Source organism: Lysobacter sp. N42 (genome assembly GCF_004344885.1).
The window spans coordinates 230,056-243,807 of the sequence record NZ_SKFB01000001.1 but is presented as its reverse complement, the minus strand read 5'-3'; the positions used below and the strand labels follow the sequence as shown (position 1 = coordinate 243,807).

The 13,752-nt window shown below is 45.7% G+C and carries 10 protein-coding genes and 3 tRNA genes; 1 reads left to right on the top strand and 12 read right to left on the bottom strand.

What is annotated here, in order from left to right:
- Positions 1-14: 14 nt before the first annotated feature.
- On the bottom strand, positions 15-638 hold the full coding sequence (locus tag EYQ95_RS01285) for a hypothetical protein (RefSeq protein WP_111914594.1): 624 nt from the start codon (positions 636-638) through the stop codon (positions 15-17).
- A gap of 85 nt (positions 639-723) precedes the next feature.
- Positions 724-2,340, bottom strand: coding sequence for a glutamate--cysteine ligase (gshA, locus tag EYQ95_RS01280; protein WP_111914595.1), 1,617 nt, complete (start codon positions 2,338-2,340; stop codon positions 724-726).
- Between the two features lie 78 nt (positions 2,341-2,418).
- On the opposite strand from gshA, the gene EYQ95_RS01275 reads away from it, so the two are divergent.
- Entirely contained in the window at positions 2,419-5,076 is a 2,658-nt protein-coding gene (locus EYQ95_RS01275) for a response regulator (protein WP_111914596.1), read from the top strand.
- 178 nt (positions 5,077-5,254) lie between these two features.
- Here the strand turns inward: EYQ95_RS01275 and EYQ95_RS01270 are convergent, their stop codons facing one another.
- The 10 genes from EYQ95_RS01270 to EYQ95_RS01225 all read right to left on the bottom strand — a co-directional run bounded on the left by EYQ95_RS01270 (position 5,255) and on the right by EYQ95_RS01225 (position 13,752).
- On the bottom strand, positions 5,255-6,385 hold the full coding sequence (locus EYQ95_RS01270) for a sodium ion-translocating decarboxylase subunit beta (RefSeq protein WP_111914597.1): 1,131 nt from the start codon (positions 6,383-6,385) through the stop codon (positions 5,255-5,257).
- 5 nt (positions 6,386-6,390) lie between these two features.
- On the bottom strand, positions 6,391-8,175 hold the full coding sequence (oadA, locus tag EYQ95_RS01265; protein WP_111914598.1) for a sodium-extruding oxaloacetate decarboxylase subunit alpha: 1,785 nt from the start codon (positions 8,173-8,175) through the stop codon (positions 6,391-6,393).
- Positions 8,172-8,411, bottom strand: a complete 240-nt coding sequence (locus EYQ95_RS01260; protein ID WP_111914599.1) for an OadG family protein — start codon at positions 8,409-8,411, stop codon at positions 8,172-8,174. Before EYQ95_RS01260 ends, oadA begins: the two co-directional genes overlap by 4 nt.
- Before the next feature lie 140 nt (positions 8,412-8,551).
- A tRNA-Arg gene (locus EYQ95_RS01255) sits at positions 8,552-8,628 on the bottom strand.
- A 26-nt stretch (positions 8,629-8,654) separates the two neighbouring features.
- Positions 8,655-8,731: transfer RNA gene (locus EYQ95_RS01250), tRNA-Arg, on the bottom strand.
- Positions 8,732-8,742: 11 nt separating this feature from the next.
- A tRNA-Ser gene (locus EYQ95_RS01245) sits at positions 8,743-8,835 on the bottom strand.
- A 146-nt stretch (positions 8,836-8,981) separates the two neighbouring features.
- Positions 8,982-9,173 (bottom strand): carbon storage regulator CsrA, encoded by a 192-nt coding sequence (gene csrA, locus EYQ95_RS01240; protein ID WP_111914600.1) that lies wholly within the window; start codon positions 9,171-9,173, stop codon positions 8,982-8,984.
- Between the two features lie 242 nt (positions 9,174-9,415).
- Positions 9,416-12,019, bottom strand: coding sequence for an alanine--tRNA ligase (gene alaS, locus EYQ95_RS01235; RefSeq protein WP_370451214.1), 2,604 nt, complete (start codon positions 12,017-12,019; stop codon positions 9,416-9,418).
- A gap of 108 nt (positions 12,020-12,127) precedes the next feature.
- Positions 12,128-12,637, bottom strand: a complete 510-nt coding sequence (locus EYQ95_RS01230) for a regulatory protein RecX (RefSeq protein WP_111914602.1) — start codon at positions 12,635-12,637, stop codon at positions 12,128-12,130.
- Positions 12,634-13,752 carry an agmatine deiminase family protein gene (locus tag EYQ95_RS01225; protein WP_111914603.1) on the bottom strand — a complete coding sequence of 373 codons (1,119 nt, stop codon included), beginning with the start codon at positions 13,750-13,752 and terminating at the stop codon, positions 12,634-12,636. Before EYQ95_RS01225 ends, EYQ95_RS01230 begins: the two co-directional genes overlap by 4 nt.

The window sequence follows — 13,752 nt, the reverse complement described above, 5'->3', positions numbered from 1 at the left end:
TTTAAATTACTTTTCTAACCGAAGAACAAACGCCATAACCATCCACGGTTCAAGTCTTTCTCACAACCCGCTAACTGCTGTGCATAACGCGTAGAGCGCTCATCGACCTGACGCGCCACGCGGATTAGCCACTGCTTCTGGTTATAGCTTCTGCGCTGATAGCCACCCCAACCTTCGTGATAGTTGAGATATTGGGCATAAGCATCCCACTTCGATACGCCGTTTATTTGCTGAGACTTGCTAATGAACCACCCCATAAAGTCGATAGCGTCACCGAAGTTGTCTCTGCGCGCTCTGCGACTTCCTGTTTCACGAATATAGTCGTCCCAAGTCATGGTTTTTGCCTGAGCGTAACCATACGCGTCACTAATCCGGCCCCAAGGGATAAAGCCTAGAACATAGCGGCGAGGAGGCTGAGCTCGAGCTTGGAAGGAGCTTTCTTGATACATCATCGCCATGGGTACATGAATAGGAGCGCCCCACTCATCACGCATTCGTTTAGCGTCTTTCCACCAGTCGCGACGTTCTTCAAATATATTACAAATATTTTCCGGCTCTCGGGGCGGAGCCGTTGTACAGCCCGCAAGAGAAGTCACTAAAATCGCCGAGGCTGTAAGCGCTAAAAATTTTTTCTGCATTTTTTTGAACCTTTTTCTTATCCCGCACTCATACTTACTGAAAGGTTAAGATGTAAGCCTTCATCCCCTGGAAAAGTTGTAAATCTTATTTAAGCGCGCCCCATTCGGCGCGCTGTTTTTTTTCCTGAGCCCTATTAAAGTAAGCTTCCAAGAACTCAGCAAACGAACCTTCAGAGTCTTGCTCTACTTTGGCTTTTGCGCTTAAAGACTCTTCTCGCCATTGTTCAACATGTTCACTCGTATAAAACTCCAGCGAGCTAGTTTGCAACTGCTGTTTATACTGTTCAGCCCAAACCATTGCTGGATGCTCTTGATCACCTACAGAATTCTGAAGATGCGCAGACAACTTGCCAGACATAGTCTGCTCAGGGTCTTCGATAGCAACCGTTAGTTCATTGATTACGTCGTGGTAAGGCGTGCTTTCACGAGATTCATCTAATGCTTCAGCGATAGGTTGAAACGCTTCAAAAAGGTTTTCCAAACGCTCTTGTACTGAAATGGCTCCAGCTTCGTCGGTTAGCACTAGGTGCGGCTTTCTTCCCTCAAGTACAACCTCAGTCACCAAACGTTCAGTATCTAATTGCTCTTCAATAGACAGGTCAGCACTCGGTGAAATTAAACAATGTAATAAAAACATATCAAGGAAGCGCATTTGGGTTTCAGTAATACCTACTGAGCTCCACGGGTTTACATCTAATGCTCGAACCTCAATGTACTCAACCCCACCCCGCTCTAGGGCTTGTGTTGGAGTTTCACCAGATTTCGCAACTTGTTTAGGGCGAATTGGCGAGTAGAATTCGTTTTCAATTTGTAAAATATTGCTATTGAGCTGCTTCCAGTCATCACCCGCACGAACGCCAATAGCCTCAAAAGACTTTGACGGCGTGAACACGGCTCTGCGCAAGCCCGCGACATATTCTTCCAATGAGTTGTAAGTTATACCCAACTCAGCTTGCTCTTTGTTGGTGTAGCCTAAATCGCTCATTCTTAATGAAGTGGCGTATGGCAGTCCCGCCCAACCGCCAGGATATTTTTCTAGCTCAAGATCGCCATTTGCGTGTTTCAGGAAAGACTGGCAAAGCAAAGGAGAAGCCCCGAAGAAGTATGGAATAACCCAAGCTAACCGCTTGAAATTACGTATAAGCGCAAAATAACGGCTCGAGCGATATTCTACTGAGTCAATTTCTCCGTTCGCCTGCGATAACGCTTTCCAAAACGAGTCTGGTACAGAAAAGTTATAATGCACGCCGGCAATCGTTTGCATCATCGCGCCGTACCGATGAGTTAAGCCCTTGCGGTATACTTGCTTCATTTGCCCTGTGTGCGAAGAACCATACTGCGCAATGCGAATATCACTTAATTCGTTTACATAGCACGGCATACTCAATGGCCACAGCAATTCGTCACCAATTGCGTTAAACGTAATACGGTGGAGATCACGCAACTGAGCCAGTGTTTCTTGTACCGACCTTGCCACAGGTGTGATAAATTCCATAAGAGCTTCAGCATAATCTGTGGTGATATGCGGATGCGTAAGCGTGGCGCCCAACTGACTTTCTGGGTGTAACGTGGTTGCAAGACGTCCTTGAGGTGTTATGCGCAGTGCTTCGCGTTCAATACCTCTTTGTAAATGTTGCAAGCTACTACGAATTTCCGGTAGCTCCAACAAAGCGTCTGGCGCAAGTCCATAATGTAACTGCATAACGTTCCAGTTAATGTTTGATATGATGCCGCGTAGTTTGCCACACTCTACAGAAAAATACATACAAAGGAGCTGCGATTGAACGCAACATCTCGTCCAAAAATCTGGACTTGGTTCCAACACGGATACTGGTTATTTAATGCCTTAGGTTTGGTATGTGTATTTTTGTTACCCAAAACGCCAGCTGTTGGTTTGCTGGTGGTTTTACTACTTGCCTCATTGGTTTATGGCTGGAAAACACGTTCGGGTTGGAAAGACAGCGAGCTTCATACAGCAACAGCTTCACCCGCATTTTTTGCACCAAGTAGCACACAATTACTCCAGCAAGTTTTTAACGATTTACCCAATCGAGTTTATTGGTTCGACCAAAATATGAACTTTTTGGGTGCAAACCAAGCGTTCCTCAAAGATTTTGGCTTTCAACAACCTGAAGATATCATTGGTGAAAGTGTTGAAAACTTTGAAAGCTTTCAAGCCAATCAAGCCCTATTCAACTTCACCACAGAAGATTTGAAAAATCAGGACAAGAACCTCCCCCGAGAGCTGTCGCTACAAATTACAGATGCGAACAACCAACAACGCTGGGTAGAGCATAGCTGTGTTCCTTTATACTCAGAATATGGCGAAGTTATTGGCGTGTTATGTAGTTACTACGACATTACTAGTGTACGCGCGGCCTCTGAGCAAATGGAAAAAGCGAAAATAGCTGCGGAACAAGCGAAAGATGAAGCAGAACATGCGAACCAGTCTAAAAGTGACTTTCTTGCCAATATGAGCCACGAAATTCGCACGCCGATAAACGCTATTGTCGGAATGGCTAACCTTACATTAAAAACCGAGCTCGACGCTAAGCAAAAGCGTTACTTGAAAGTCATAGACAGTTCCTCTAAAGCTCTTCTCGGGGTTATTAACGATATCCTCGACTTTTCCAAAATCGAGGCTAATAAGCTTACGATTGAGCGAATTCCTTTCGACCTCGACGAAGTCTTAGGCACACTAGCCGATATGTTCGCCTACAAAGCCTATGACAAAGACCTAGAGTTTATTATCAACCTTCCAGCAAATATTCCCACGATGCTGCTGGGCGACCCAATGCGCTTAAGTCAGGTGTTGATCAACCTTGTGAGCAATGCCATTAAATTTACCGAAGAAGGTGAAATCTCCGTAACCTGTACTTTGCTCGAGCAAACTTCCAGTCAAATTTACTTGCGTATTTCGGTTACCGACACTGGCATAGGTATGAGCGAAGAGCAGCGCGCAAACCTCTTTCAGGCATTCACCCAAGCCGACTCTTCTACCACGAGGAAGTTTGGCGGAACAGGTTTAGGACTCACTATTTCGCGTCGTCTTATTACCCTTATGAACGGAGATATGGGTGTAACCAGTTCGCAAGGACAAGGTTCTACCTTCTACATTGAGTTGGCGTTACCTATTCAAAGCGACCAAGACGTGTCTCACCATCAACTCATATTAGAAAAGCTAAGCGGCACGCGTATTCTTGCCGTAGATGACAATTTAAGTACTCGTGAAATGCTATACGAAACACTCCGCTCATACGACATGGACGCAAAAGTGGCACGAACAGGTGAGCAAGCTCTCGATATTCTACATGAGGCGGTGAAAAACGGAGAGCCCTACCAGGTAATGCTCATCGACTGGCGGCTACCTGGCATCGACGGCGTAACGTTAGTAGAGCGCGTACACCAAGAGTTTAGTGAAGAAAATTGCCCGCAAATGATTATTGCGACGGGCTACTATGCTGAAGAATTAGCTGAAAAAGTTAAACAAGTTGGGGCCCGAGACTTTATTACCAAGCCTTACACAACAAACACGCTTGCGCGCGTCATTTCTTCAGCGGTATTCAAGACAAAATCACAGCTTGAAGACGGGCAGGCTTCGAAATCAGAACACAAAATTTCTGAGTCACTACGTAACGCGCCTATTTTGGTCGTCGAAGACAACGAAGTGAACCAGCATGTGGCCCGAGAAATACTGGAAAACTTAGGTTTTCAGGTCGACATTGCAAATCATGGGCAAGAAGCCGTAGAGCAAGTTCAAAACCGCGTTTACGCGCTTGTTCTTATGGATATTCAAATGCCTATTATGGACGGCTATAAAGCTTCAGAGTCGATTCGACAGCAGTTTAGTTATCAACAACTTCCTATATTAGCGATGACTGCGAATGCAATGAGTGGAGATATAGAGAAGTCACTGGCTGCTGGTATGCAAGGACATATTCCTAAACCTATCGACGAAGAGTTCTTGATTAACCAGATCAACAAATGGGCATTACCAGGTCCATACGAGCAGAAAGAAATTAAACCTAAAGTAGAAACAACGAGCGCACCCACTGTGCGTTACCCGATTGTAAAGGGTGTCGACTTCGAAGGTGCCTTAAAGCGCCTTAATCAGAACATAGGCCTTTATATTAAATTGGTGTCGCAACTTGTAGCACAATACAGACAAAGTGCTCAGAAAGTGTCTGACTTCATTTATAAAGGAAAGTACGATGAAGCCAGACGTTATTTTCACACCTTAAAAGGTGCGGCTGGTAATTTAGGGCTAAATGCATTGCACAAAAAGGCAGCTGCGTTAGAAACTGCAGCAAGCGCGGAAGACTCCGGGGCAATTGCAGACCAAATTATGGGGTTAGAGACCCTGCTCGATCAAGCAGAGCAAGCGTCACATGACTTACAGATGGTTCAAACTGAATTAAACAACGAGACAAAGCAATGATTAGACTACTCTTCTTAATACCACTAGTGCTCTGCCTCATTTGGGTATTTTACTTACAAACAAGGGGCTACAGCCTCAAACAAGGAAAACAAGGGTTCTTGTATATCCTCATTTTCAGCTGTGTTATCGCTGCGTTTTACACGTTAATGATGTGGCTTACGCAGCTCGACTAGTTCATTTAGCCAACAAGTGCCAATAGAACACCTGCAGCAACCGCAGAGCCAAGTACGCCGGCGACGTTTGGTCCCATGGCATGCATCAGCAAGAAGTTCTGCGGATCGGCTTTTAAGCCTTCCTTGTTCACCACTCGCGCGGCCATAGGCACTGCAGACACCCCAGCAGCACCAATAAGCGGATTTATTGGCTGCTTGCTAAATACGTTCATAAGCTTCGCCATAAGCACGCCGGCTGCTGTTCCAATAACAAAGGCAATCGCACCGAGTACCAAAATGCCTAGCGTTTGCACCGATAAAAACTTGGCAGCTGACAACTGTGCGCCCACAGACAAGCCAAGGAAAATCGTTACAATATTAATGAGCTCATTCTGCGCGGCACCACTTAGACGCTCTACTACGCCGCTTTCGCGCATCAGATTCCCCAAGCAAAACATTCCCACCAAAGGAGCAGCGGTAGGCAACAGCATCGCAGTAAGTAATAACACTAACAATGGAAATAGAATTTTCGCACGTTTAGACACAGGCTTAAGCTGCACCATACGAATTTTTCGCTCTTTCTCGTTTGTTAATAAACGCATAACCGGCGGTTGAATAATCGGTACAAGAGCCATGTAAGAATATGCAGCCACAGCAATGGGACCCAATAGTTCTGGTGCCAACTGTGATGCTAGATAAATAGCGGTTGGACCATCTGCCCCACCAATAATCGCGATAGCCGATGCTTGTTGAAGTGTAAACTCGAGTCCTGGCACAACATTCAAAGCCACCGCACCAATCAAGGTTGCGAAAATACCAAATTGAGCCGCGGCGCCAAGTACCATGACCTTCGGGTTAGCCAACAATGCGCCAAAGTCCGTCAGTGCACCAACACCCATAAAGATCAGCAACGGAAATACACCTGTACTGATACCCGCCGCATAAAGGTAATACAGCAAGCCACCGTCTTCGTTTAATCCGGCCAATGGAATATTGGTCAGGATGGCTCCAAAACCAATAGGAAGTAGTAGCAAGGGTTCAAACTTATGGACTACGGCTAGGTAAATAAGCAATAAGCCTACCGCTATCATCGCAGCCATGCCGAGAGACAGCGAGCCAACTCCTGTTGACTCCCAAAGTGTATTAAGAATGTCCATTTTGGTTACTCTCCCTGCAGGCTAATTAACGCCTCTCCAGTCTGAACACTTGCGCCTTCTGCGACGTGTAAATCTTGAACTATGCCGCCCTCTTCAGCTCTGATCTCAGTTTCCATTTTCATCGCTTCAAGAATAATAACGACATCCCCTGCTGCGACCTGATCACCTTTCTTCACAAGGATTTTCCAGACGTTGCCTGACAATGGAGCATTTATTTCAGCACCATTTCCAGTCGTGCTAGGAGCAGGTTGAGCATCTTCTTTTTGAGATGAGGTTTGTTTAATGTTTTGCAGACTACCATTCGGACCTACTTCAACATTGAACACCTTGCCGTCCACTCGCACATCATAAGTTTCTGAGCCGGTATTTGATTGAGGAGTTGCTGAACTGGTCGTTTCTTCTCCCGTTGGAGCTGGCTCAAAAGCATCTGGGTTATTTCTATTTTCAAGAAACTTAAGCCCTACCTGTGGGAACAACGCATATGTGAGTACGTCGTCATCTAAATCTTCAGCAAGTTCGATGTTAGACGCTTTGGCTTTTTCTTGAAGCTCACTCTTGATGCTATCAAATTCGTTCTCAAGCAAATCCGCTGGTCTGCATGTAATGGCTTCGCCACCGTCAAGCACGCGTTTTTGAATGTCTTCGTTCACTGGTGCAGCTGTAGCGCCATACTCACCTTTCAGTACAGCAGCTGTTTCCTTCGAAATAGACTTGTACCGTTCCCCAGTAAGAACGTTTAATACAGCTTGAGTACCAACAATTTGAGAGGTTGGTGTAACCAGAGGAATAAAACCTAAATCTTCTCTAACCTTTGGTATCTCGGCGAGTACTTCATCAAATTTATCCGCAGCCCCCTGCTCACGCAGTTGATTTTCCATATTCGTAAGCATGCCACCTGGAACTTGTGCCAACAGAATTCGCGCATCAATGCCTTTAAGCGCACCTTCAAACTTGGCGTATTTTTTCCGTACTCCACGGAAATATGTAGCAATCTCTTCCAAACGCTCGAGAGAAAGACCTGTATCGCGCTCAGAGCCTTCCGTTGTTGCAACAATAGTTTCAGTTGCTGTGTGGCCATAAGTCATGCTCATGGAAGATACAGCGGTGTCTAACATGTCTATTCCAGCATCGATGGCTTTCATGTACGTTGCAGTACTTAAACCAGTTGTTGCGTGGCATTGCATGGCGATAGGAATAGAAACTCGCTTTTTCAAGCCAGTGATTAATTCATGTGCATCGTACGGACGTAAAAGCCCGGCCATGTCTTTGATACAAATCGAATGACATCCCAAAGACTCAAGCTCTTCAGCCATATCTAACCATTTCTCAAGCGTATGCACCGGGCTCACTGTATAAGACATTGTGCCTTGAGCATGTCCGTCATTGTCTATGGTTGCTTGAATAGCCGTCTTTAGGTTACGTACATCATTCATGGCGTCGAAAATTCTGAAAACATCTACACCATTCGTTTTAGCACGCTCCACAAAGCGCTTTACTACGTCATCAGCATAATGACGATAGCCTAATAGGTTTTGTCCGCGCAGCAGCATTTGCTGAGGCGTGTTTGGCATTGCCTTCTTAATTTCTCTTAAGCGCTCCCAAGGATCTTCGCCTAAATAACGAATGCAAGAGTCAAAAGTCGCGCCACCCCAGCTCTCCATAGACCAATAACCAACTTGGTCTAGCTTCTCAGCAATAGGAAGCATGTCTTCTAGTCTAAACCGCGTTGCCAACAATGATTGGTGAGCGTCTCTTAGCACTAGTTCTGTTAGTTTTAATGGCTGACTCATTTTTGACTCCCCTTGTCCTTACGGTACTGCTTCACAGCAACAGCGATGGCCGCAACTATGGAAGAATGATCTGAAGTATTGGTCGATGTGGCAGTTTCACGTTGAGCGGGTTCTTTACTCGGTGCGATCCAACCTAAGATATAGGTGACCGTAGTTAATACGAGCAAGAACAAAAAGACTACGCCCATTCCTGCAAACATGAGTTCAACTGCGTTTGTAATTAATTGATTCGACATAAACTCGCGCTCTTCTGAATTTAATATTTACTCCAACGAGTAAATGAATTATCTAAGTGTACAGAACGCGCAGAAATATTCGAGGGTACAAGGCAAGGAAATGCCGTGTCATTTGTAATAGTAGATATAAAACAAGGAAATGGCGCGCTCGGGAGGACTCGAACCTCCAACCGCCTGGTTCGTAGCCAGGTACTCTATCCAGTTGAGCTACGAGCGCATCATAAAGTTGGTATGTGTTAAAACTGGCGCGCTCGGGAGGACTCGAACCTCCAACCGCCTGGTTCGTAGCCAGGTACTCTATCCAGTTGAGCTACGAGCGCGTTGTTTTAACTGGCGGTGAGGGAGGGATTCGAACCCTCGATAGGGCTACAAACCCTATACTCCCTTAGCAGGGGAGCGCCTTCAGCCTCTCGGCCACCTCACCGCGACTTGTGGGCGTGAATTCTAGAGAAATTAGCGAATATGTCAACGCTTTTTAGGAATTCTTCCACTGATTGCGGTTTTAATAGCCAAAATGATTCAATTTCGGTCAAAAAAACCGGCGAAGAGCCGGTTTCTTAAATTTAAACTTTATTCGTCAGCAGTGTCGTTCCCGTCTTTTTCCTGCTGAATTCTCATGTATATCTCTTCCCGATGTACCGAGACATCCTTGGGCGCATTAACACCAATACGCACCTGATTTCCCTTTACACCCAGAACAGTCACGGTGACGTCATCACCGATCATGAGTGTTTCACCTACCCGGCGGGTTAAGATTAGCATTTAGTTGGCTCCTTCAATACCGATTCCAAATAGGCTTCGAGTTTCCCACTGAAGCGCTACTGCGCACGCATAGTATCAAGTTGATTAAGAATGACACTATAACATAAGTAGTATATTAATTATTACTTATGTAAACAGCACCTGCTGACCTTGCTCTCTAACAAAAAGCATAGCACAACTTATTAAGTCAGGAGTAACAACATTTCAAAACAGCGCTGAAATTAATAGGTTATGCGACCAAACTATCCAAGCTTTTCATTTAACCATGTTTTGGCTTCAGCCAATGCTTTCTCTGTGTGTGCTGGTTCGTTACCACCGGCTTGAGCCATATCAGGCCGTCCGCCACCTTTACCACCAACATATCCAGCAGCTACGTTTACTAGCTCACCAGCCTTAACTTTGCCTGTTAGTCCTTTTGACACACCTGCAATTAAACTTACTTTGTCATCACCAGGGACGGCAATAAGTACAATACCTTCTTGTAAGCGTGTTTTCAGTTGGTCTACTAACTCGCGCAAGCCCTTAGGATCTGCACCCGGTATAGAAGCAATAACGGTTTTTACACCATGAATCATTTCCGGAGAATCTGCGAGCTTGGCTCCAGCTTCAGCCGATGCTGCTTTCTGCAAATCAGCAAGTTCTTTCTCTAAGCCTCTTTGCTTCTCAAGTACCTGTTGGATACGCTCCGAAACTTTATTTGGATCGGTTTTCAATACAGAAGCCAGTGTTCGCAACTGTTCAGACTGCCCTTGCATAAATGCCAATGCAGCATCTCCGGTAACCGCTTCAATACGGCGTACGCCTGATGCGATACCGCCCTCAGACAAAATACGGAATAAGCCAATGTCGCCTGTGCGTTCAACATGCGTGCCACCACACAATTCCATAGAGTATTCCCCCATGGAAACAACACGGACATCGTCGTCATATTTTTCGCCAAACAATGCCATTGCGCCAGCTGCTTTTGCTTCTTCGATAGGCATCACTTGCGTTTTCAAAGTGTGATTTGCCAACACCTGTTGGTTCACCTGAAGTTCAATGGCCTTCAATTCATCCGCTGTTAAGGCTTGGCTATGGGAAAAGTCAAAGCGGAAACGCTCAGCTTCAACTAACGAACCTTTCTGGTTTACATGGTCGCCAAGAATGTTTTTCAACGCAGCGTGAATTAAATGGGTTGCGGAGTGATTACGCTTTATAGCCGCTCGGCGCTCAGCATTAATAACCGCCTCGACCTTATCACCCACTTTCAAAGCTTGAGTAGCCTTACCCACATGGCCAATCCCCTTTCCTAGGTATTGGGTGTCTTGTACTACGAAAACTTCACTACTTGCCTTGTTAAACACGCCTTGGTCGCCAACCTGACCACCACTTTCTGCATAAAAAGGAGTTTGCGCCAGCACAACAGTTGCCTCTGTGCCCGGAGCAACAGCGTCTACCGCACTACCCTCAACGAATAGTTCAACGACTTCGGCCTGGTCTTTTTGTGTTTCTGTATAGCCAACAAAGTCAGTTACAGTGGCTGAAGTAACTTGAGCGTTGTAATCAACGCCAAAGTTTGAAGCTTTTTGCGCGCGTTCACGCTGCTCGGCCATCGCGTCATCGAAACCCTTCTGGTCGATTTTAATACCTTTTTCGCGGGTAATGTCGGCCGTTAAATCAAGCGGAAATCCATATGTGTCATAAAGTTTAAACGCAACATCGCCAGCCAGAACGTCACCTTCAGTTAAGTCGGACATAGCGTCTTCTAACAAACTTAATCCGCGCTGCACAGTTCTAGCAAACTGGTCTTCTTCTTGCTGCAACGCTTTTACAATAGCCTTTTCGGCCTTCGCTAATTCAGGGAATGCGTCGCCCATAAGACGAACCAATTCTGCAACTAACTTATGGAAAAATGGTTCACTGGTACCAAGCTTATGCCCATGACGAATAGCACGGCGAATAATACGACGCAAAACGTAACCGCGTCCCTCGTTAGAAGGCAAAACACCGTCCGTAATTAAAAACGAACAGCTACGAATGTGGTCTGCAATTACACGTAAAGACTGCTGCGAAAGATCGCTAGTGTGCGTAAGTTCAGCTGCTTTATTGATGAGCGCAACGAAGGTATCAGTTTCATAGTTCGAGTGAACATGCTGCATTACCGCCGCAATGCGCTCTAATCCCATACCGGTGTCAATTGAAGGGTTCGGCAATGGGTCTAGCGTACCGTCGGCTTGACGGTTGTACTGCATGAAAACTAAATTCCAAATTTCGATGTATCGGTCACCGTCTTCTTCAGGAGTTCCCGGAGGACCGCCCCACACTTCTTCGCCGTGATCATAAAAGATCTCAGAGCATGGACCACATGGCCCGGTATCACCCATCTGCCAGAAATTATCTTTTGCGCCAATACGGCTGATACGGTCTTCATTTACGCCAATTTCTTGCGCCCAGATATCGTATGCTTCGTCGTCTTCTTCAAACACCGTTACCCAAAGCTTTTCTTTAGGTAGTTTCAGTTCTTCAGTTAAGAAAGACCAAGCATACTGAATAGCTTCGCGCTTAAAGTAGTCACCAAAACTAAAGTTACCCAGCATCTCAAAAAACGTATGGTGACGTGCGGTATAGCCTACATTTTCTAAATCATTATGTTTACCACCAGCTCTTACGCAGCGCTGAGAGCTTGTCGCACGGGTGTAGTTTCGCTTGTCAGTCCCTAAAAATACGTCTTTAAAAGGCACCATTCCGGCATTGGTAAATAACAGTGTTGCATCGTTTCCGGGAATCAATGAACCACTAGGAACCACAGTGTGGCCACGGTCTTCAAAAAATTTAAAAAACGCAGAACGAATTTCAGCACTTGTCATACTCATGGAATGCTATCCCGAATTAACTTATTGGATTTACAACTGAAGCGCTCTCGCAACTATGCGAAAACGCGTGAAATTAAGGCGAAAATATACCACGCTTTGGCGTTAGAATATAGCGTGTTCCCAGTCCCAATCATCGCTTTCTGTAACGTCAATCGCGTAACGAATGTGATCAGGCAAAAAGCCTCGGCTAGCAAGAAACCTTTGTCTCTTGGCAAGGGCTTTTAAGTCGCCTTTTGCCGGCTCTCTAAACTTTCTTACCAATGTTTCTACAGCCAATGTTTTCCAGTCAACGTCTTCAACGCTCATCGCCTCTTCCATTTGCGAGGAGTGAATTCCCTTTTGCATAAGATCGGACTTGATCTTCAAAGGTCCACGGCGTTGCATAATCCGTTGCCGCACAAACCCTTCGCTAAACCTTTGATCGGATTGCCAACCCCTTTCCTGAAGTTTGTTAAGTACGCGCAGCACTGCATCACTCTCGAAACCCTTTTGGATTAACTTACGCTTCAGCTCCACATAGCTGTGTTCACGTCGACTAAGTAATCCAACTGCACGCTCTTCAATTTGCGACTCGTCGTCGTTCAATTCCTGTTGCGGGTCTTTGTTTTTCATAGTTTTGCTAGCTTCTCAAAATCAGGTTCATTCCAGCTTGCGCAATGCCAGCCTCCACCACCTACCAGAAGGGCGCGACAAGGTGTCTGAATAATTTCGAATTGTGGAAAGTGAGTTGTCATTATCGACTTAGCGGTTTGATCTAACGAGCAACCAAATGCCGGCAAAACAATAGTATTGTTCAATCTTATAAAGTTTACGTAGGTTGCCATCAAAGGCATTTGACTTGGCCTTTCACGCACACTACTCGACGACTCGATAGCACAAGACTCTTCCATAGTTAATCTTGGCGGCATAGGCAATGGTAATTTCACCAGTTCAAATGCATTGCCGTTAGCATCGGTTCTCTCGCTAAGCACGCGTTCTACAGCTAAACATTGTTGATGATCTGGATGTGTCTGGCGCGTAGTCAGCTCATTCGAGTAATCAGTATCGTTCACAGCCACCACACCAGGTGCTAAAAAGCATGCCATATTATCCACATGGCCACCCGTTTCGTCAGCGGACATTGTTCCTGGAAGCCAAATCACTTTCTTCAAACCCAGAGCGTCTTTTAGTAAGGCTTCGATATCTTGAGTTGAATAATGTTTATTCTTTTCCCTTTGTAACAAGCTACCGGCACATACAAGCGCGGTTCCTTGCCCATCGGTATGAATTGCTCCACCTTCTAAGACAAAATCATGTTCTGCAATCAGCAAGCTCGGCGTTTCAGCTTGTAGCTTTTGGCTCAACCAGTTTCTTGCTGAAATATCGAGTTGCCATTGATGGTCAATGCCACTCCAGCCATCAAAATTAAAGTGGTGCAAGCTACCGTCGGAACAGACTAAAGGAGCGCAATCTCTGCTCCACAGGTCCGCATAGGCGACTTCAAATAACTGGACGTGAGTGAGGTTATGTTGTGCGAGTTGGTTGTGTACATAACTACTAGATGCGGTACTCACCATAAGATTAATCGCTATCTCACTAACTTCTGTAGAGTCACGCAAAGCTTTGCATAACAATAGAAGTTCTTGTTGAGTAGCTTTCCCGTGGTTCGGCCAAACATCGGGGCGCTCCGGCCAACGTAACCAAAGCGCCTTACTAGGAATCCATTCGGGGACCAAACTTGCTGGCAA